At 31.4% G+C, this 22,181-nt stretch carries 13 protein-coding genes; 3 read left to right on the forward strand and 10 right to left on the reverse strand.

The features are described 5' to 3' along the window. Positions 1-85 precede the first annotated feature (85 nt). Positions 86-1,804 carry a sulfatase family protein gene (locus FP421_RS14235; RefSeq protein WP_159951763.1) on the reverse strand — a complete coding sequence of 573 codons (1,719 nt, stop codon included), beginning with the start codon at positions 1,802-1,804 and terminating at the stop codon, positions 86-88. 184 nt (positions 1,805-1,988) lie between these two features. Here FP421_RS14235 and FP421_RS14240 point away from each other — a divergent pair, with 184 nt between their 5' ends. Beyond that, positions 1,989-2,867, forward strand: coding sequence for a hypothetical protein (locus tag FP421_RS14240; RefSeq protein WP_201288859.1), 879 nt, complete (start codon positions 1,989-1,991; stop codon positions 2,865-2,867). Positions 2,868-2,915: 48 nt separating this feature from the next. Here FP421_RS14240 and FP421_RS14245 read toward each other — a convergent pair whose 3' ends face one another. The 4 genes from FP421_RS14245 to FP421_RS14260 form a co-directional block, all read right to left on the reverse strand. Beyond that, positions 2,916-3,815 (reverse strand): M43 family zinc metalloprotease, encoded by a 900-nt coding sequence (locus FP421_RS14245; RefSeq protein ID WP_159951765.1) that lies wholly within the window; start codon positions 3,813-3,815, stop codon positions 2,916-2,918. Between the two features lie 191 nt (positions 3,816-4,006). After that, complete coding sequence (locus tag FP421_RS14250; RefSeq protein ID WP_159951767.1) at positions 4,007-5,689, reverse strand: GH39 family glycosyl hydrolase; 1,683 nt, start codon at positions 5,687-5,689, stop codon at positions 4,007-4,009. A 118-nt stretch (positions 5,690-5,807) separates the two neighbouring features. After that, positions 5,808-6,602, reverse strand: a complete 795-nt coding sequence (locus tag FP421_RS14255) for a 3-keto-disaccharide hydrolase (RefSeq protein ID WP_236548128.1) — start codon at positions 6,600-6,602, stop codon at positions 5,808-5,810. After that, positions 6,514-7,050 carry a sulfatase-like hydrolase/transferase gene (locus FP421_RS14260; RefSeq protein ID WP_201288860.1) on the reverse strand — a complete coding sequence of 179 codons (537 nt, stop codon included), beginning with the start codon at positions 7,048-7,050 and terminating at the stop codon, positions 6,514-6,516. Before FP421_RS14260 ends, FP421_RS14255 begins: the two co-directional genes overlap by 89 nt. Before the next feature lie 184 nt (positions 7,051-7,234). Here FP421_RS14260 and FP421_RS14265 point away from each other — a divergent pair, with 184 nt between their 5' ends. Then, on the forward strand, positions 7,235-8,119 hold the full coding sequence (locus FP421_RS14265; RefSeq protein WP_201288861.1) for a hypothetical protein: 885 nt from the start codon (positions 7,235-7,237) through the stop codon (positions 8,117-8,119). A gap of 61 nt (positions 8,120-8,180) precedes the next feature. Continuing rightward, positions 8,181-13,361 (forward strand): BspA family leucine-rich repeat surface protein, encoded by a 5,181-nt coding sequence (locus FP421_RS14270; protein WP_159951769.1) that lies wholly within the window; start codon positions 8,181-8,183, stop codon positions 13,359-13,361. A 30-nt stretch (positions 13,362-13,391) separates the two neighbouring features. On the opposite strand, the gene FP421_RS14275 is transcribed toward FP421_RS14270, so the two are convergent. The 5 genes from FP421_RS14275 to FP421_RS14295 all read right to left on the reverse strand — a co-directional run bounded on the left by FP421_RS14275 (position 13,392) and on the right by FP421_RS14295 (position 22,143). Beyond that, the gene (locus FP421_RS14275; RefSeq protein WP_159951771.1) at positions 13,392-14,174 is read right to left on the reverse strand and encodes a 3-keto-disaccharide hydrolase; all 783 of its coding nucleotides are present in this window, start codon (positions 14,172-14,174) and stop codon (positions 13,392-13,394) included. Positions 14,175-14,184: 10 nt separating this feature from the next. Beyond that, on the reverse strand, positions 14,185-16,632 hold the full coding sequence (locus FP421_RS14280; protein WP_159951773.1) for a hypothetical protein: 2,448 nt from the start codon (positions 16,630-16,632) through the stop codon (positions 14,185-14,187). Positions 16,633-16,636: 4 nt separating this feature from the next. Then, entirely contained in the window at positions 16,637-18,193 is a 1,557-nt protein-coding gene (locus tag FP421_RS14285; RefSeq protein ID WP_159951775.1) for a sulfatase, read from the reverse strand. 46 nt (positions 18,194-18,239) lie between these two features. Next, positions 18,240-19,235 carry a T9SS type A sorting domain-containing protein gene (locus tag FP421_RS14290; RefSeq protein ID WP_159951777.1) on the reverse strand — a complete coding sequence of 332 codons (996 nt, stop codon included), beginning with the start codon at positions 19,233-19,235 and terminating at the stop codon, positions 18,240-18,242. Positions 19,236-19,302: 67 nt separating this feature from the next. Next, complete coding sequence (locus FP421_RS14295) at positions 19,303-22,143, reverse strand: alpha-L-rhamnosidase (RefSeq protein ID WP_236548129.1); 2,841 nt, start codon at positions 22,141-22,143, stop codon at positions 19,303-19,305. Positions 22,144-22,181: the final 38 nt, after the last annotated feature.

The raw sequence follows: 22,181 nt of genomic DNA on the forward strand, positions 1-22,181 counted from the left end.
TTTTTACTAAAAAAAAAGTTAATATTTTATGAAAAATTAAAAAAAAAGGGTCTAAATTTTAATTTTTGATGAAATTTAGTTGATTTTACTTCAACATAGCTATTTTAACTTCTACATCTTTACTTGGCTCATAGCCAATCCTATGTGCTTTAACTAATAGCATTTCTGTAGATTTTATCTTAACAGGCTCTGAATAAACGGTCCAACTCTTGGCTTTAGGATCTGTTTTATATCCTATAGAAGCTCCTTTTGTATCACAACTAATTACAATTTTCCCATTTTTTATAACTGTAACTGGATTGGCTGTTTTGGGTTTTGTTTTTTTACCATCCCAAAGTTTGGCTACCAATTCTTTTTCTGGAAAATTAGGTACATCCCCAATTTCTGTAAGCCATCTATCCATTTCATTGCTTAACTCAGCTAATTTATCTTTATACTCAGGGTTTTCGACTAAGTTATGTAGTTCAAAAGGATCATTTATACAATCGAATAATTCTTCTTTTGGTTTTTTATCTCTAAACCATTGCATCTGTACATCATTTAACTTACCCTCATCTTTTAACCTTATTAATTCTTGCATTGTCGGAATTTTTTCGCGGTACGTTATTGGCAAATAATATCCTTGCTCTGGTCTATAATTTCTAATATACTTAAATTGTTTGTCTTTTACAGCTCTAATTGCATCTGTAAAACCATCAAAACGATCTGCTGCTGCATGTATATAATTTCGTTGTTTTTTTGATTGATACTTTCCTAAAAAAGCTTGCCCTTGCATGTATGCTAGCGGTTTTTGATGCGTTAGAGAAAGTAAGGTTGGTGCAAAATCTACAAAACTAACCAATTGATTAAATTTTGTTCCTGCATTTATTTTTCCTGGAAAACGAACAATCATTGGGGTTTTTAAACCAGAATCATAAATGAGTCTTTTTTCTCTTGGCATTGGCCCTCCATGATCACCGTAAAACATAATTATAGTATTTTCTAGTAGCCCATCTTCTTCTAATTGTTTTAAAACCGCTCCCACTTGTCTGTCCATTTCTGCAATATTGTTGTACAATTTCCAAAGATCTCTTTGTACAATCTCAGTATCTGGTAAATAAGGAGGCACTTTAAATTTAGTGTCTTTTGGAATATGAACAGGAGTTTCTGCTTCTGTCATTCTATTTTTAGCATGAGATTTTCCTTTGTTTTTCCAATTGTACGATTTATCTCCAGCTTGATAATGCCTTGTTTCAATTTCTCGAAATCCATAAGGTTCAAACAAACCAGATTCATGTGTTTCAGTAAAGTTAAATACAGCAAAAAATGGTTGATTCTTTTCTCTATTTCTCCAATGTGCATAAGGACTACTCTCATCCCAAGCAGTAACAGGAGGTTTAAATTGATAATCTGTTTTGTAATTATTAGTACAATAATACCCTTGTTTACGAAGTAATTCACTGATCATTTTTACTTCTGGAGGAGGAACTGCCCCATATTTAGGCAATCCAGTTACCTCACTATAAGAAGTAGTACGCATGTGGTTTGCACCAATACTAGATGGATACATTCCAGTTGCAATTGCAGCTCTACTTGGGGCACAAACACCAGATGTAGAATATAAATTTGGATAAATTACACCTTCGCTTGCTAATTTGCTTAAATGAGGAGTAACTATAGTAGAATCTCCAAAAGAAGGGATGTAATGTCCCATATCTTCTGTGACCAACCACAATATATTAGGTTTCTTAGGCGCTATTTTTTCTTGTTTACAACTGCTGACAAAAAGAATTATAACTAAAATTAAAAAAATATACTGTTTCATATTCGCTTTATTTATAATAGTATTTATATGTAACCGCAAAATAATTAATAAGTTGAACTTACGTGTCTTGTAGTGTACCGTTTTATAAGTAATATTTACGTGAGATTTACTACAACAGGATACCACAGGGTATACATTTTACAATAGCATTCTATTTTTAACTTTTAACATAAAAAACACTAAGATGCAAAAAAGTGTATTAATTATATTTTCAATATTATTTTCTTACAGCCAAATTATGGCACAAACCATTAATGCTCCAAAAGGAAGAATAGCCATAGTTGCAGATGGAAACTCACCTGACCCAGATGACTTAGGAGGAACAACAATTAGTTTGGCTTTATTACGTTCTGCAGGACTTGAAGATAGACTGGTACATTATTCGCATAGTTGTGATTTAGAAAGAGATGATAGAATTTCAAAAAAAGCGGAAACAGAGAGACACCATTTAATGCAGATAGCTTGTGATATGACTGCAAGACGTTGGGGTGGTTTTAAGCATTTGACTTTTTTTGATGCTATTTGGCAAAAGGAAGAAACTATTACAGACTTATGCTTTGCTATAAATGCTTCTTCTAAAGAAAGTCCGCTTTGGATAATTGAAGCTGGTGAACCTGACATTATAGGAATGGCTTTACAAAAAACACCAAAAGAAAAACACAAATTTGTAAAAGTGATTACACATCACCCTGCAAATGATAATGCTGGCGATTTTTATACTTGGCAACAGATTTTAGATTTTGGTATTGAAGAAGTAAGAATTCCAGACCAAAATATCAATTTAAAATTACCTATTGCAGATTGGGATTGGGCCAAAAACCACACAGATTCTAGAATTCAACTACTATGGACAATAGGTAAATTAGCTGAGGTTGATGATGTTGTTAAATTTCAAAAAGGAAAATGGGATTGTTCTGATGCAGGTATGATTTTATATTGGATTACTGGTGCTAACGTTAACAATGGCTTAAAAGCTGGAGGTCCTGAAGTGGTAAAAAAAATACTTTTAGATTATATAAAATTAAATCCTGAACCTAAAAGAGGCCCTAAAAAGAAAATTTAATAAAATAATCTTTATATCTAAGTAGTTTTTTTAGGGTTACCCTTTTTTTTATCTTGTTATTAAATAAGCTCTTTCATTCTCTAATACAGAAATCATTTTATCTGCCTGTCCTTGGCTAAAACGTCTCCTACACAAAACTCCTTCTGGATCTGCACCTGCCCATTGTGTCATAAAGTTTAAAGTATCTGGGTTATAAGGTATTCCTGCAGGATCTGTTTCATTTCCTATATAGTTACAAGTTGGCTCATCTATATTACCATCATTTAAATCTGGAGATGCAGGTGTGTCGCATATTTTATCTCCTGCCTCTGCACAGTTAGAGCCATCTACTAATTCTATATTACCCTGACTGTCTGTAAAAGTTTCTTCTGTATGATACAATCCTAAATAATGACCAATTTCATGGGTTACAGTTGCTGTATTTTCTAACTCTATAGCAGATTCGCTTAATTTTAAATTATTTCCTTGGTCAGGAAATAAAGCTGTTGCACCTAATTCACCTTCAATTACTCCGTCTATTCTGTTTAAAATTTTTGTGAAATAAAATATATTTAAAGCTGTATCGTCTTCAAAAGAATTTAATACTTTATTGTTTATAAAATCATCTTGTTTTACAAATTCTTTATTCCATTGTGTGTTGTCTAAAAATTTAATATTTCTTGTAAAGAATTGTATTTTAGTTGATCTAAAATTAAGGTTGATATCGCCCATAATTTTTACTATTCTTTGCTCAGAAGTTACTGCATTAATACCAGCACTATTTCTAGAAATATAATGTACAATAGGTATTCTTAGTGTATCTTTAGAAATCATGGTTAAAGGATTTTCAGATATTTCTCCCTGCATTAAATCTTGTTCTTCTAAAGGCCCTTTATCTTTACTACAGCTAAAATTAAACAGTATTAAAACAGCGACAAATAAAACATGTGGATATGTTAATTTTTTCATTTTAAAAAAAAATAGTTATTGTATTTTGTAAGTTGTCGTAAAAGTTACTAACTAATTACTTTTTTTAAATACTATGAATCTTTTGGGCTATGAGATTTAGTAAAAAAACTTTTAAAAAGAAAGGAAACACTAATTTAATTAAATCTTAAATTGTTCTTTTTGTTTAATTTACACTCCTATTTTTTTTTAAATTACTCTGGTATTATTTCTATTAGTTTTACTGAATGTGGCGCTAAATCTACTTTCAGCATTAAATCATCAGAGTTTGAACCTACAAGAGAATCTTTAACTGTTTGTGATAATTTTGCGAGTTCTCTATATTTGGAAAGGTTATTATTGAACACGTTCTTCCATCCATCTTCAAAACGATCTGATGGTCTGTTCCCATAAATTCGTCCATTTGGTTTTTCGCCCACACCAACTTTTCTAAGATCATCATATAGCTGATTCATTAAAATACTATTTTCTTTATCAATAGTCCACTCATTGACTCTCCATTTGGTATTGCCCGAAATTAAACTTCCTTCTAACTTTGGATAATATGTTTTAGAATTGGTACTACTCCTAGTAGTGTTATGGTTATAGACGAATAAATAAATTTTACCATCTTTAGAAACAGGTAACACCCCAGAGAATCCTGAAAAATTTCCAGAAGCAATCAGTCTATTCCCTCCTTCTAGTTTTAAAAACATTTCTGTAACATTTCTTCTACCAGAAGCTAAATCAGACCCTTCTATTTCTTGACCCCAGTCGTAAATTTCTGTTACTTTATATTTGTAAGTCAAATCTGCAATAGCAGCATACCAACTTGCACCCATTTCTGTAGCATCATGTAAGCTTAAGCCTCTATTACGATTATCTCCCCTTAAAACTCCGAATTCCTGAATATCAAAAGGAATATTTGCAAACTGAGGGTAACTATTTAGTTTATTTCGATAAGGTTTTATAACCTTTTCAAAACGTACTTCTTTTTTATCAAACTTTTCATAATAAGACAGGCAAAAGAAATCCATTTGTGTACCCTTTTCTCCGGTAGCGTAATTTGTTCCGTTTGCACAATGATCTATAATTTCTGTACTAAATATACCTACAGCTCCTTCTGTTAAAAGATTACCTGGACCAACTATAGCATCTGGAATTACCTTTAACACTTCGTCTACAGTAATATCATAATGTTTAAAAAAGTCTTCTTTTGTACCTCTCCAATGATGAGGAGCATAGTTAGGTTCTGTTGTAATTCTAAAGCGCCAAGTTTTTACCTGAGCCATACCAAATTCATCAACTAAGGTTTGTAAAAAAGCATTTACGTATTGCCTCCATATTTCATAATCATTTGGTGGTTTAGAATTTCCATAAGTATCTTTTACTCTGGGTAAACTCATATCCCATGGCACATTATCTAAAACAATTCTAGGTTTAAAGCCCGTTAGCATAAAATTTCGCATGCTAGTGATTAACCCACTAAAGTCAGTTATAATTTTACCAGAGGCATCCACTCCTTTATAAAAGTTATTTTTATCGTCATTTCTTCCTCCCATCATTCTAACCAAATTGTAACTTTTTACATAAGGTTTTATATTTTGAATAGAGTTTCTAAAGTTTGCAACGTTAAATCTAGTTTGATTAATCATCGGCCTTGTAGACCAAAAATTATAAAACAACCCTTCTGATGAACCTGTATTTATACTAATAATTTTGTCTGGGTCTGCATCAGAATAATCAACGACAACAAAATCACCTTCTTTAACTTCTTCTTCCTCTTCTTCAAAAAGTTCTTCTATTAGAGCTTCCTGTTCCGTAATTCCATCTTTAGAACAAGAGGAAATTATAAAAATTGACAAAACAAGTATGTATATAATGGTAATTTTCTTCATTAATAAAACTTTTTTTTACGAAGTTATATGATTTTACTAAATATAATGTCCTGTACAGTGCTGATGAAGTTGTATTACAATTTATCTAGGAAGTTTATTAAAGAAATAGATCTTGTCTTTAAAGTTTTTTTAGTTGGATGTTTTTATACTCCACCTTCATTGGAGGTCCTACATGCACTTGAACACCAATAAACCCTTTTTTACTTCTATTTTCAGTATCTAAGTCAATTACTTCGCTCATTAAAACGCCATTTACATAATGTTGCATTAAGCTATCTTTTACTACAAGATACATGGTGTTCCAATCATTATCTTTTACAGCAGTTTTTAGTTCTTTTTTTTCGCCTAAAGAAGCAACTACATTTCGGGTTTGCCAGCAATTTCTTTTTACATTTTTACGTAAATTATTTAGAGGAATACTATCTGGTATCACTCCAATATTTACTTTCTCGCCAATATAAGCTAGTGTGGTTCTTTTTTTCTCCTCGTAGTTTTGTCCTACAAATCGTTTTTTACCATCAATGTCAGATTGATAACCTCTTAAAGCAAATGGTTTATTTTTTATCTTTTCACTCCTATAATTAACTCCACTATTGCCTGAAATTGAAATTCTGTATTCTAATTTTAATTCAAAGTTTGTAGGTTGTTCTTTTTCATAAATGATAAAAGAATTTCTCTTTAATATGGTTTCAGGAGTAACTTCTCCTGTTAAAACACCTTCTTTTACAGACCAATATTTTGAATCTCCTTTCCATCCTTCTAAATTTTTACCATTAAAAATGGGTTGAAACTCTTTTGTATTATCAGAATTATTTTTATCACTTTTACAAGAAGCAAATGCTATAAAAAATACTAGTAAAAAATGGTTGATCCTTTTCTCTATTTCTCCAATGTGCATAAGGTCTACTCTCATCCCAAGCAGTAACAGGAGGCTTAAATTGATAATCTGTTTTATAATTATTAGTACAATAATAGCCTTGTTTACGAAGTAATTCACTAATCATTTTTACTTCTGGAGGAGGAACTGCCCCATATTTAGGCAATCCAGTTACCTCACTATAAGAAGTAGTACGCATGTGGTTTGCACCAATACTAGATGGATACATTCCAGTTGCAATTGCAGCTCTACTTGGGGCACAAACACCAGATGTAGAATATAAATTTGGATAAATTACACCTTCGCTTGCTAATTTGCTTAAATGAGGAGTAACTATAGTAGAATCTCCAAAAGAAGGGATGTAATGTCCCATATCTTCTGTGACCAACCACAATATATTAGGTTTCTTAGGCGCTATTTTTTCTTGTTTACAACTGCTGACAAAAAGAATTATAACTAAAATTAAAAAAATATACTGTTTCATATTCGCTTTATTTATAATAGTATTTATATGTAACCGCAAAATAATTAATAAGTTGAACTTATGTATCTTATAGTGTACCGTTTTATAAGTATTATTTACGTGAGATTTACTACAACAGGATACCACAGGGTATACATTTTACAAAAGCATTCTATTTTTAACTTTTAACATAAAAAACACTAAGATGCAAAAAAGTGTATTAATTATATTTTCAATATTATTTTCTTACAGCCAAATTATGGCACAAACCATTAATGCTCCAAAAGGAAGAATAGCCATAGTTGCAGATGGAAACTCACCTGACCCAGATGACTTAGGAGGAACAACAATTAGTTTGGCTTTATTACGTTCTGCAGGACTTGAAGATAGACTGGTACATTATTCGCATAGTTGTGATTTAGAAAGAGATGATAGAATTTCAAAAAAAGCGGAAACAGAGAGACACCATTTAATGCAGATAGCTTGTGATATGACTGCAAGACGTTGGGGTGGTTTTAAGCATTTGACTTTTTTTGATGCTATTTGGCAAAAGGAGGAAACTATTACAGACTTATGCTTTGCTATAAATGCTTCTTCTAAAGAAAGTCCGCTTTGGATAATTGAAGCTGGTGAACCAGATATTATTGGAATGGCGTTACAAAAAACACCAAAAGCAAAACACAAATTTGTAAAAGTGATTACACATCACCCTGCAAATGATAATGCTGGTGATTTTTATACCTGGCAACAGATTTTAGATTTTGGTATTGAGGAAGTTCGTATTCCTGATCAAAATATAAAATTAAAGGTTCCTATTGCTGAATGGGATTGGGCTAAAAATCATACAGATTCGCGTATTCAATTGATTTGGACCATAGGAAAATTAGCAGAAGTAGATGATGTTGTTCGATTTCAAAAAGGAAAATGGGATTGCTCTGATGCTGGTATGATTTTGTACTGGATTACTGGAGCAAATAAGAATAATGGCCTAAAAAAAGGAACTGTTGATGATGTAAAAAATATATTGTTAGATTACATTAAAAATAATCCTGAACCATCAAGAGGTCCTAAAAAGAAAACAAAGAAATAAGAATAAGAACACCTATTAAAATTTATTGGTGATATTTTTTTATTTCTAAAAAAAAATAAATATGAAAAATTCATTTTACCTTCTATTAGTAATATTTACTCTTGTTTTTAATTATCAAAATTTAGAAGCTTCTCATAATGAGCCTATACTTTCAACTAAATTTTCTACGGTTACACCTATTACTCAAGAAAATATTCAAACAGCTGTAAATGCTTGGTTGACTGATGCAGTTACTACAGAAGCAACTTATGGGCATATAAAAGACTGGGACGTATCAAATATTACCAATATGGATTATTTGTTTCAATACAAATCTGAGTTTAACGAAGATATTTCGAATTGGGATGTTTCTAAGGTTACTTCTATGAGAGGTATGTTTTGGGGGGCTACTCGTTTTAATCAAGATATAAGTAGTTGGAAAGTTTCTAATGTAAAAGATATGTATGCAATGTTTGCGTATGCTTCAGATTTTAATCAAGACATAGGTTCTTGGGATGTTTCTAATGTAACAGAAATGCTAGGTTTGTTTTTCGCTACAACTAATTTTAATCAAGATCTAAGTAATTGGTGTGTATCTAATATTACATCAACCCCTCCATCTTTTTCTGATAGTTCTGGTTTACAAGAAAACTTTAAACCTCTTTGGGGTTCTTGTCCTAAAGCTAAATTGACTACAGAAGTTGCCACAACTATAACTGAAAATTCTGCAATTTTAGGAGGTACAATAATATCATCAACAGAAACTGTAACAGAAAGGGGTATCCTATATTCAACAGTAGAAAATGAATCCAACCCACAATTAGCCCAAGAAGGTGTTGTTAAAGTTGTTATTGGAAATGGTATAGGTTCATTTGTGGAAATGATTACTGGTTTGTCTGAAGGAACCGTATATACATATAGAGCCTATGCTATAACATCCTCTTCCATAAATTATGGAGATGTTTTAGAATTTAGAACTTTAGGAATTACACCAATTACCCAATCAAACATTAGAACCGCAGTAAATTCTTGGGTAGAGGATGCAACAGCAACAGAAGCCATTTATGGACATATTAAAGATTGGGATGTATCTAATGTAACAGATATGAGCCGATTATTTGAAGGTAAAGGAACATTTAATGAAGATATAAGTAATTGGAATGTTTCCAATGTAACAAATATGTATTCTATGTTTTCATTTACAAATGATTTTAATCAAGATATTGGAGATTGGGATGTATCTAAGGTAAAATATATGTCTTATATGTTTTATAAATCCTCTAAATTTAATCAAGATATAAGTAATTGGAATATTTCTCAAGTCGAAAATCTGGAATTAATGTTTGGATTTGCTACAAATTTTAACCAAGATTTAGGGAGTTGGGATGTGTCTGCTGTGATAAATATGAGTGGAATGTTTAATGAAGCTACTAATTTTAATCAAGACCTTAGTAAATGGTGTGTGTTTAACTTTACAGTTGAGCCAACTGAATTTTCAACTAATTCAGCTTTAGAAGAAAATAATAAACCTGTTTGGGGTAATTGTAATATTTTGAACATAACAACTGAAGAAGTCACTGAAATAACTGAAACTTCAGCAGTATTTGCAGGAAATATAACAACATCAACAGAAACTGTTACAGAAAGAGGTGTTTTATATGCACCAATTTTAAATTATTTAACCCCTGAATTAGAAAAAAATGGAGTTCTAAAAGTTACTGTTGGTAATGATGTTGGATCGTTTAATACAACCGTAACTAATTTAGAGCAAGGTACTGAATATGCGTACAGAACTTATGCCATAACAGCTTCTGGCACAAGTTATGGAAAAGTATTAAATTTTAAAACATTAGGTGTAAAACTGATTACTCAAGAAAATATTTATATAGCTGTAAACACTTGGATAGAAAATCCATCAGAAGCTGAGGCAACTTATGGTCATATAAAAGATTGGGATGTTTCTAAGGTTACAGATATGAGTTATTTATTTTTTAACAAAAGTAATTTTAATGATGATATTGGCAATTGGGACGTTACTAACGTAACAAATATGACTCAAATGTTTTGGAATGCCACTAATTTTAACCAAGACCTTTCTAAATGGTGTGTTTCTAATATCACTGAAGAACCAATACAGTTTTCAGATAATTCTTCAATTCAAGAAAATCATAAACCTTATTGGGGTTTTTGTAATATTGTAGAATTAAAAACTTATGAAGCTACTGATATTACCTATACATCAGCAGTTGTTTCAGGAGAAATTATAGCATCACCAGAAACAGTAACTGAAAGAGGAATTCTTTACGCACTTAAAACAACAAATTCAAATCCTCTAATTGGAGAATCAGGAGTTACAAAACTTACTTTGGGTAAAGGGCTAGGTAGTTTTAGCACTGCAATATCAAATTTATCCTTTGGTATATATAGTTTTAGAGCTTATGCTGTGAGTACATCTGGTGTAAGTTACGGAAGGGTATTCACTTTTAAAATAGTTACCGAAATCACTCAAGAAAATATACAAACAGCAGTAAATGAATGGATTACAGACCTATCAGTTGCAGAAGTTAAATATGGGCATATAAAAGATTGGGATGTTTCTAATGTTACAGATATGAGCTCTTTATTTAACAATAAAAGAGATTTTAATGATAATATTAGTAAATGGGACGTTTCTAATGTTAATAGTATGAATAGAATGTTTTCTGGAGCTACAAATTTTAATCAAGATATAGGTGCTTGGGATGTTTCAAATGTTACCAATATGTATGCAATGTTTAGTGATGCGACTTATTTTAATCAAGATATAGGTTCTTGGAATGTTTCTAATGTTAACCACATGTATGCAATGTTTAGTAATTCAAATAATTTTAATCAAGATATAGGCTCCTGGGATGTCTCTAGTGTTACCAACATGTCATTTATGTTTTCAGTTACAAATTTCAATCCATCTAAATTTAATCAAGATATAGGTTCTTGGGACGTATCTAATGTTACTGATATGTCTTTTATGTTTTTACGTAACACTAGTTTTAATCAAGATATTGGAAGTTGGAATGTTTCTAGCGTTACTAATATGGAAAAAATGTTTAATTATTCTGAAAGTTTTAATAAAAATATTAATAATTGGGATGTATCTAAAGTAACTAATATGTCTTCTATATTTAGAGATTCTAATTTTAATGGAAATATAGGTTCTTGGAACGTATCTAATATTACTGATATGAGTGATATGTTTAAAAATGCAATCAATTTTAATCAAGATATAGGGTCTTGGGATGTTTCTAATGTTACCAATATGTCTTCTATGTTTGAAGGGGCTTCCAGTTTTAATGGAAATATTAGCTCTTGGAATGTAAGTAATGTAACTAACATGAGAGGAATGTTTTGGAATGCAACCAGTTTTAATGTAGATATAAATAACTGGAATGTTTCGAGTGTTACAGATATGTCTTTAATGTTTACAGAATATACAGGTTCTAAAAATTTCAATCAAGATATTAGTAGTTGGGATGTTTCTGCAGTTACAAATATGACAGGAATGTTTGCAGGTGCAAACAAATTTAACCAAGATATTGGTAGTTGGGATGTTTCTAGTGTTACCAATATGTCTAGTATGTTTTCTAGTGCAACTAATTTTAATCAAGATATTAGTAATTGGGATATTTCTAATGTAACAAATATGGAATCGATGTTTTTTTATGCATCAAATTTTAATCAGAACCTTAACCAATGGTGTGTTACTAATATTACCAGAGAACCTAATAGATTTTCATCTAATAGTGATTTACAAGAAAGCAACAAACCTATTTGGGGTACTTGCCCAACAATATTAACTATATCTACAGAAAACCCTATTGATGTAACCCATAATTCTGCTACTCTTGGTGGTACTATTTCAACAACAAAAGAAACAGTTACAGAGAGGGGTATAATTTATGTTTTAAAATCAACAAATGAAAACCCTAAAATTGGTGAAAGTGGAGTTAACAAAGTTGTTATTGGAGATGGTTTAGGTACATTTAGTACAACCATAACTACATTATTAGAAGAAACTGCATATACTACCAGAGCTTACGCCATAACAAATGCTGGTGAAAGTTATGGAAGAGTTTTAATGTTTACTACTGTAAAGTATGTTACCCCAATTACACAATCAAATATAAAACAAGCAGCTGCGCAATGGGTCTCAAACCCAACAAAAGCGGAGGAAATTTATGGGCATATAAGCGATTGGGATGTTTCTAGCATAACTAATATGAGTGAGCTTTTCCAAGAAGCAGATTCTTTTAATGAAGATATTAGCAATTGGGATGTTTCAAATGTAACAGATATAAGTAGGATGTTTAGAGGTGCTTATAATTTCAATCAAGATATTTCTAAATGGGATGTTTCCAAAGTTAAAAATATGGGCGGGATGTTTCAAAGTACAGGGTTTAATCAAGATATAGGGAATTGGGATGTTTCTAGTGTTTCAAATATGCAAGCAATGTTTGCCTTTAATTTCGAATTCAACCAAGATATAGGGAATTGGGATGTTTCTAGTGTAAATAATATGTATTCAATGTTTAGGCTTGCACACAGTTTTAATCAAGATATAGGAGCTTGGGATGTTTCTAAAGTAAGGAGAATGGGTATTATGTTTGAAAGTGCAACAAGTTTCAATCAAGATATAGGCAATTGGGACGTTTCTAGTGCAACAGACATGAGAGCTATGTTTGCAGAAGCAACAAGCTTTAATCAAGATATTAGTAATTGGGATGTTTCTAATGTTATTAATATGGGAAGAATGTTTTCAAATGCTTCAGAATTTAATCAAAATATTGGAGACTGGGATGTCTCAAAGGTTATAGAAATGGAAAGTATGTTTTATAACACCCCTTGGTTTAATCAAGATTTGAGTAACTGGTGTGTCTCTAATATTACATCTGAACCTTACTCTTTTTCATCAAGATCTGGTTTAGCAAATAGTAATAAACCAGTTTGGGGATCCTGTCCATCATTAAATGCAAGAGATTTTGAAATCGATAAAAACATAACCATTTACGTTTCTAACAATAACCAACTTAATATTTCAGGAATTACTGTTGGAGAAAAGGCTAAAATTGAAATTTTTAATATTTTAGGTAAAAACTTAGATTCTTTTGTAATACAACAAGCTGAAGTAAATAATAAAATTGCTTTAAAAAACACAAACACAGGTTTGTATTTGATTAGGCTTAAAACTTCTTCATCAACAAAATTTAAAAAGATTTTTATATATTAAACTTAGGTAATTATTGGTTTGTAGCTGTTTTTATAATAACCTTTTTAATAAGATGTTTTTATACTCCACTTTCATTGGTGGGCCAACATGTACTTGCACACCAATAAAACCTTTTTTACTTCTGTTTTTGGTATCTAAATCTGTAACATCACTCATTAGAACACCATTTACAAAATGTTGCATTCTATTGTTATTTACAATAATATGCATCGTATTCCAATCATTATCTTTAATATGAGATGTCAATTCTTTTTTATCTCCTAAAGAAGCAACTACATTTCTTGTTTGCCAGCAATTTCTCTTTATATTTTTTCTAAGGTTCGTAGTAGGAATAGTATCTGGCATTGCTTCAATAATCACTTTCTCGCCAATATAAGCTAGTGTGGTTCTTTTTTTCTCCTCGTAGTTTTGTCCTACAAATCGTTTTTTACCATCAATATCCGACTGATACCCTCTTAAAGCAAATGGTTTATTTTTTATCTTTTCACTCCTATAATTAACTCCACTATTGCCTGAAGTTGAAATTCTGTATTCTAATTTTAATTCAAAGTTTATAGGTTGTTCTTTTTCATAAATGATAAAAGAATTTCTCTTTAATATGGTTTCGGGAGTAACTTCTCCTGTTAAAACACCTTCTTTTACAGACCAATATTTTGAATCTCCTTTCCATCCTTCTAAATTTTTACCATTAAAAATGGGTTGAAACTCATTTGAATTTTCGGAATTATTTTTATCACTTTTACAAGAAGTAAATGCTACAAAAAATACCAGTAAAAAACTGATAAATGCTGAATTATTATTTTTTAAAATCATACATCTGTATTTAAAAAGTTTGAACTGCTTTTGTGCTATTTGTTGGTGTACTTATCTTTTTGTCATTATATTCTAAACTAGTTCCATCACCAATATACAAAGTCACTTTTTCTTTATCGTTATTTTCTTCAACTCGAACAATTCCATAATGCCCTTGAAACTTTAGGTTTAGATTTGAGATGTTGATTGCTTCATTTTTATCATTACAAATAATATAATCTACTATTTTTTTATTGTTCACATTACTTACAACTTTTGCTCCAACAACTTTACCATTTACTTGTAACTCTTCTACAGATTTTACAGATAATTTTTTGCCTTTTGTGGGTTCTAAAACCACAACAAAAGGTTTTTCCCAAGCTTCTCCTTTTTGTCTAATAACTAATACTTGCGTATCTTTTTTGTCATAGCCATTTCTAGCTTCTCTTGTTGCAGGAGCTAATGCTTTTGTGTATTCTTTATCTGTTCCACTTGGCACAAATAGATGCATTGCTCTGTTTTTCTTTCTAACATCAAATCTAATATTTATTGCTTCTTTTAAAGGTTTTGATACTTTTTCATTTTCAAAAAAGCGCCAACCTGGAGATTGCACAACATCTCCAATATCATTATTGTACCTTGTTGTAGTTTCTAAATGAATCTTTTCTAAATCTGCGGTTTTTAATCGCATTTTATCTCCAATATTATGATATACATAATCGTGAAATTTATTTTCTTTATTGGCTTTAGATCGAAATAAATCGAAATAATACCCTGAAGTTTCGCTTGTTCTTACAATACCTAATGTACGTTGCTGTGTAACGTCGTTTACTTCGTCATTTAAAAACTGAGTCGCAAAATTAAAATTCTTTGTAATTGGGTCTTCTAAATGAGCAGGTTCTGCAGCGATATTTTTAACCTTATTTTGCCAAACATTGGCTCTACCTTTCCAAGAACCTTCTGCTCTACCATGAGATGTTCCATTTACAATTACAGTATTGTTTCCTGCATACAATCTAAAATACTTTTCATGTAAAGGAATACGTCTTTGTTTTACGGTTTCTGGCAAACCGCCATTTGGAGCCATAATATAATCTGCTCCATATAATTCCATGGCAATTCCTGTTACATGAGAATGTACATAATGCGCACCTCCAATAATCCCAGTTAAACCGTAAGTTTCATTATTTTCTTTAGCATCGTTTCTTTGCAATGCAATACCCGCGTGTTTTATAATTACAGTTGGTTTTCTAAAATCAATTTCATCTTCTATTTTTTCTGGAATTGGATGCCCCCAAAACAACTGCAATTCTTGATAATTGTTAAAGGTATCATCAGAAAATTTTGTTTTTCTACCTCCTCTTGCTTTATGAGCCTGTTTCAAAGCAATTTGAGCCTTTGTTTTTAAATCTTTATAACCTCTTCTATCAGCTAAATCTAAAGTATATCTGTATAATTTTTCTGTGTAATCTTTATAACGTTTAGAATCTCCATATCGTACAAAAGTTCTATCTGGATTTCTTAAATTATCAAACAAAAAATTACCTTCAAAAATATGTTTGTAATTTTCTGGAACGTTCAATTCTGGCTTAATACGATCTACAAGATTAATGGTCATTGTAATAATTGACATAAAACTATAGCTCAACGATTCTGGCCAAATACCTTGTTCTCCAAAAATTGGTAAAATTGTTTTGGTAAATGAATTTTGATGCGCTGTTCCTTTTTCCCAAAACACATTGAATAAACGCTCTCTTTCTACATCATCTTCTACGCATAAAATGGTAAACAATGCGCCTGGAGCAGTTAATATTGGGTGATTCGAAACAATGCTACCATGCTTGTCTGGTTTGCCATATTCTTGCAAAGCGTCTCCAACCATATTTAAAATGGCTTTTTGAGCTTTGTTATTATCAAACGGAATTCTTTTGTCTTGTTTTGCGTTGTAAACTGTTGCATTTTTCGATTTTAAATAGTCGTAAATAAAATCATAGGTTAATGCAAATGGACCGTAAGTAGTTCTTGGGTCGTAAAATTCGTTTCCACAAATGGCTGTATTTTCTGGGGTTCTTTTCGCAATTTCATCAATATAAGGAGCCAAAATATCTGCAGCAAACATGGCGTATTTTTTATTTTGAGTTAAATAGTACAACATGGCAGACCTTGAAGCTAAGGCTAAAACTTTGTTGTGTCCTACTGCAAATGAATGCGCCTGAAACTCGGTATATTGCCTGCTGTTTTTTGCAAACTCAGGGATTTTCTCTAGAATTTTTTTTGGATTTTTTTGATGCCCTTTTAATTTATCATCCACTTCTTTGTGCAAATGCAACTCCATACTTTTTGCCCAATCGTACTCTTTAATCAATTCTAAAATATCAGCTCTTTCATCATCAGTAGCAAATATAGTTGGATGCTGTAATGTTTGTGAGGATGCGATTAATGTGAAACAAACACAAATTAGCAAGAGTAGTCTTCTCATATTTTTAGTCTTTAGTAATTTTACTTTTCCACCAATTATCATTGGGTTTAAAATCTTTTGAAAGTACTTCTAATCTACTTTTTTCTAAAGACTCTAACTTTTTAGTTTTGATGTTTATTCGTCTTTTTTGACGTTTAATGCTATCAAATTCCATATCCTTTTCAGGGTATTTTGCATCGACTTCTTTTAACCAAGATCTTAATTGATTGCTTAATTTTTGAGCAATTTTTGGATGTTTTGTAATTACGTTTAATTCGTCTTTTTCTGTAGAGGGTAATTTGAATAATTCCTCTCTATTATCTTCCCAATAATGTATTAATTTCCAGCCATTTTGTTGAATGATAGACGAAGGCTCTCCTCCTTGATTTCCATAATGAGGATAATGCCAATACAAAGGTCTATCTACGTTCATTTCTTTTCCTTCTAAAATTGGTTTTAAACTAATACCATCAATGTGTTGTTCTGGTTGTAAAGGAATATTTGCTAGATCTAACAAAGTTGGATAAAAGTCGGTATGAATTACAGGGAAACTTGTTGCTGTTGCTTTATTTTTCAACCAAGGAACTTTAATAAAAAATGGCTCTCTAATTCCACCTTCCCATTGATATCCTTTACCACCTCTTAAAGGTAAATTACTTGTGGCATAATGATCTCCAGAAGCCACTCCTCCATTATCAGATGTAAAAACTACAATGGTATTTTTATCTAAATCATTTTCCTTTAAAGCATTTAAAACAATTCCAACAGCATCATCCATGGTTTCTACCAAACCTCCATAAATCGGATTATCTTGCACTTGTCTAACAGGTAAAACACGTTCCATTTTATAACCTGATTTATCAATACCTAAACTATCAGCTTTGTTTCTATATTTACTCCATTTTGTTTCTGTAGTTTGTATAGGTGCATGCACTGCATAAAATGATAAAAAGACAAAAAAAGTACTGTCTTTTTGTTGTTGAATAAATTGAGCAGTTTCTTTGGCTAAACGAATGGTTAGATTTTCTCCTTTTTCTTTATCTTTTAGTTTCGGATTTTTGAACGGTGAAAAGAATCCTCCTGAAGGCCCTCCTCTGTGAAAGCCACCTTTATTAATTTCGAAACCATGATCTTCAGGATAAGAACCTTTATCTCCTAAATGCCATTTTCCTGCAAAAAAAGTATTATATCCTTCTTCTTTAAAGGCTTCTGCTAATACTTTATCTTGTTTAGGTAATTCTTTTACATAATCTGCAGGTAGCAGTTTATCGTATCTTTTTCTTGTTCTCCAATCTTCGCCTACTTTTGCACCTATCCAATCTGTAATGCCATGTCTAGCCGTAAATTGACCAGTCATAATACTAGCTCTAGAAGGGCTACACACCCTACTTGAAGCATAGCCTTGAGTAAACATCATTCCTTGATTTGCAAGCCGATCTACATTTGGTGTTTCATAAAATGTACTACCTGTACTCCCTAAATCATGATAGCCTAAATCATCAACAAGAATAAAAAGAATATTTGGTTTTTTAAGCTTACTTTTTTCTTCTTTTTTACAATTAAAAAGAAGTATTGTAAACAATAAAAAAAAGCATTTTAAAACTTTAAACAATTTAGTTTTTGTAAAATTATATCTTAACTATTTTCTTTACGAAATGATTCTTTTTATCAGAATTAGAAATAAAATATATTCCTTTTTTTAAATTACTTATATCAATAGCTTCTGAAGCTGTTTTTGTATTTATTACACGAACTCTAGCTCCTAAAATATCAGTAATAATTAATTTTGAGTTTTCTGGTAGATTTTTAATTTCTATTTTTCCATTTGTTGGGTTTGGATAAATACTAACCTTTTGCTTTATAATATCGTTTGTAGATAAAGAAGCATCATAACAATTAGATTCTGGATTATTTAAATTCTGTGCAGTTGAATCAGAAACATTACTTCTTCTTAACACTATTTTATCCATAAAAAACGAATTTGACCTTGCATCTACAATAATCGAATAATTACCTGGATTATTAAATGTTGCCCAAATGAATCTGAAAGAATCACCGTCATTTGTATTGGTTACAAACCCCCATCTTCTCAACTCATCACCTGTTGGATCTCTGTTCATAAATGCTTTAAAAAAACCATCCCTAGTAGAACCTTCAGGACAAGCTCTATCAGGATTACTACTACAACTAGGTTTTGGTTCTAAAGCTGGTGTAGCAGTTGCACTATTTTGTTTTGTGGCAAAAAAATCATCGGCTTCAATTTTCAACCAAGCATCATTATGTTCTCCTCTTGATGTACCTTTTCCAATTCGACCTCGCCAAGCCAATCTATAAGTTCCTGGATTGTTAATCTTAATGTTGTAGGTAATTGTTGCTCCAGAAGGTTGACTAAAAAACTCTGTACCATCCCAATAAATGTAATTAATGGTTCCTCCCGATAAATTTGGATCTTCTTCACTACCTGTTTTCCAATCTGACCCAGAAGGTAGAATACCAGATTCCATTTCTATAGTTAAAATCCCGTCTTTTTCTTCAAAAGGCAACGAACCATCACAAGTAGCCGTTTGTGCAAACAATTGAATTGAAACGATTGATACTATAAAAAACACAATATTTTTATTCATAATTTTAAGTTTGTTCAGTCAAAAATACAGGTACTTTTATTTAAAACTATCCTGTAGTAAAGCGATGTTATTTTGATGTTTTTTGATACTTAATTGTATACTTTCCAGAACCTAAAACTACTTCATCTTTATCGTCAAAAGAAGCATCGTTTATTTTTAAAGTTTCGAATTCTTTTTTATCTAATATAATTTTAGCCTTTGTGTTAAAAGGCACTTCAAGATTCATTGTTAAAAGACCACTTTCTGATCTCCAACTATTTTTAATATTCCCATAAGGTGAAGGCACAGAAACAGTTGTATTGGTAATTTGACTAGGAAATTCTGGTTTTACCGTAAACATTTTAAAGCCTGGAGCTTCCATCGAAGATTTAATTCCTCCTAAAGATTCAAAGAAATATGCAGCAAAACCACTGTGCATAGGGTGATTTAAAGAGTTGCTTGGTCCCTCCATTTTTTCCCAAATAAACTGACGTTCTGGCCATGTGGTAAACCCTGAATTCATTACATAAGTCTGACTAGGAAAATCTGGTGTAGTTAAAATTTTATACGCCAAATCTGCTTTACCATATTTAGACAAAACTGTGTAAATGTATCTATTACCATGAATTCCTGTATTATGATGACCTCCTCTAACTTCTACAATATTGTAAGCTAATCCATTAACAACAGTTTCTATTTCCTCTTCTGGAACCATACCAAATTGTAAAGCTTGTACAGTTGCAGTCTGACTTTGATACCATTTGTATTTTGTATTTGGAATATCAACTAAAAACTCTTTATTGAATGCTGTTTTTAACGCTTCTTTTTCTTGTTTCATTTTTGCTTCATAATCAGCATCATTATTCATTTTTGCAAAAGTTTCCATTATGCCTAAAACATCATAAAAATAAGCATTTGCAGAAATAATTGGATCACATTCCATTGCACTCGGATTTCTTCTTCTATCCCAAAGTGGTGGACACCAATCTCCCATTCCATCTTGCATAATTCCGTTTTCTCCTTTAAAATTTAGGTAAAAATTGGTTAAACCTTTCATTGGTTCGTAATAGTCTTTTACGATTTCATCATCACCATAAAACTTATAATTGTACCAAGGCAAATACATGGTTGCAACTCCCCAATCTATTTTTGCATAAGTTGATGTTCTTTTACCTGGAGCAATCATTGTAGGTACTTGAAACTTCAATTCTGGATTGTTATGTCCTTTTGTTGGTCTCATTTGTGTTTTGATGTCTTCCATATATTTTTTATAGAAATCGTACATGTCATAATTGTACAATGCATATTCGCAAAACGCATGTGCATCACCTAACCAACCACATTTTTCTCTGTGTGGACAATCTTCTGGAATACCATGTACATTGTCTACAATTGTCCATTTACTAATGCTATGCATTTTATTTAGCAATTCATCAGAAGAGGAAAAACTTCCTGTTTCTTGAATATCTGTAGCTACCAAAACAGCTTTAATCATATCAGCATCTGGTTTTCTAGAAATTCCTTTAATTTTTGCGTATCGAAATCCATGGTAACTAAATTTTGGTTCCCAAGATTCAACGCCTTCTCCTTTACAAATGTATTTGTACACTTGTGTCATTCCATTGGCTCCACCACCAGTTGAACCTTTATAAATATCTGAACCGTCTGTTAATAGTGCCTCTGTTGTTATAACATCTATTAATTGTCCTTTTTCACCTTCCACATTTAGTTTTATCCAACCTGCAATATTCTGACCAAAATCTACAATCCACTCACCATCTGCTCCTTTAAAAACTTTTTGAGGAGCAAACTCTTGTAGTTTTTTAATTGGCGGAATTTGACTTGCACTTATGTTTCTCAATTTTGGTGATACCTCTTTTGGATTTCCCCAAGAAGTATCATCATAACCAACAGTGTTCCATTTTCCTATTTCGTAACGTGCGTCATACGTATCTCCTCCATAAATATTGTTGAATACAATGGGTCCTGTGGATTCTTTCCAATTTTCATCCGTATAAAAATCTTTTGTGGAGCCATCAGCATATTTTAATTTCACCAAACATTTTACAGTTGGTGGGCCATAAGCCATATCTCTTTCAGATTCTGGATCTCTTTTCCATGAAATATCTTGTGCATAAAACCCGTTTCCTAAAATAATTCCGAATGCATTTTTGCCCGATTTTACTTGTTTTGTAATATCATAATTTACATAATACGCTTGCTTATCATAATTGGAAGGTGCAGGGTCTAATACATGATCACCTACTTTTTCTCCATTTAAATACAACTCATAATATCCTAATCCACAGATATAAACTTGAGCGTTTTCTACTTTTTTATCAATTGCTAATTCGTTTCTAAAATAACTTGCCGCAAAACCATTTACCTTTTTTGCTGGCTGATTTCTCATTCTACCTGTTTTGTAATCTCTATATTGATAAGGTGAAGTTCTGGTGTCTTTATTTAAGGTAATCCATTTAGAATCTCCCCAGTTTTTTTTAGAGATTAATCCCATTTCAAATTTTTGAACTGCCGACCATTTTGTAGCTTCTCCATTTTCATCCCAAATCTTCACTTTCCAGAAATAGGTTTTCATCGCTTTTAAATCTTGGCCTTGGTATTTTACAAATGCAGATTTGTTGCTATCTACTTTCTTCGAATTCCAAACATCTGCATCAGTTTCATTTAATTTTTCTGCTGATGATGCTACTAAAATTTGATATGCAGATTGCGATTTATTGAAACCTTCTGCATCAGCAATCCAAGAAAATAAAGGTTGTTTACTTTCTATTGTTGATGGATTTTGTTTGGTGTTTACCAATAATTTCTCAAAAGTTATTGAGCTACTAGATGTAGAAACTTGTTTGCAAGAAACTAAAAAAATAGCTAAAAGAATTATGGAATAAAACGTTTGTTTGTTTAACATCATTTATGTTTAAATTTACAGGTTATGGTTTTAAAATTTAA

It is taken from the genome of Polaribacter septentrionalilitoris, from assembly GCF_009832745.1.
GTDB classification, from domain to species: Bacteria; Bacteroidota; Bacteroidia; order Flavobacteriales; family Flavobacteriaceae; genus Polaribacter; species Polaribacter septentrionalilitoris.

Coding starts and splice junctions, on each gene's coding strand:
- FP421_RS14275 (WP_159951771.1), bottom strand. CDS start 14,174: ATGATTTTAAAAAATAATAATTCAGCATTTATCAGTTTTTTACTGGTA.
- FP421_RS14250 (WP_159951767.1), bottom strand. CDS start 5,689: ATGAAGAAAATTACCATTATATACATACTTGTTTTGTCAATTTTTATA.
- FP421_RS14280 (WP_159951773.1), bottom strand. CDS start 16,632: ATGAGAAGACTACTCTTGCTAATTTGTGTTTGTTTCACATTAATCGCA.
- FP421_RS14290 (WP_159951777.1), bottom strand. CDS start 19,235: ATGAATAAAAATATTGTGTTTTTTATAGTATCAATCGTTTCAATTCAA.
- FP421_RS14240 (WP_201288859.1), top strand. CDS start 1,989: ATGCAAAAAAGTGTATTAATTATATTTTCAATATTATTTTCTTACAGC.
- FP421_RS14270 (WP_159951769.1), top strand. CDS start 8,181: ATGAAAAATTCATTTTACCTTCTATTAGTAATATTTACTCTTGTTTTT.
- FP421_RS14245 (WP_159951765.1), bottom strand. CDS start 3,815: ATGAAAAAATTAACATATCCACATGTTTTATTTGTCGCTGTTTTAATA.
- FP421_RS14295 (WP_236548129.1), bottom strand. CDS start 22,143: ATGATGTTAAACAAACAAACGTTTTATTCCATAATTCTTTTAGCTATT.
- FP421_RS14260 (WP_201288860.1), bottom strand. CDS start 7,050: ATGAAACAGTATATTTTTTTAATTTTAGTTATAATTCTTTTTGTCAGC.
- FP421_RS14255 (WP_236548128.1), bottom strand. CDS start 6,602: ATGAGAGTAGACCTTATGCACATTGGAGAAATAGAGAAAAGGATCAAC.
- FP421_RS14265 (WP_201288861.1), top strand. CDS start 7,235: ATGCAAAAAAGTGTATTAATTATATTTTCAATATTATTTTCTTACAGC.
- FP421_RS14235 (WP_159951763.1), bottom strand. CDS start 1,804: ATGAAACAGTATATTTTTTTAATTTTAGTTATAATTCTTTTTGTCAGC.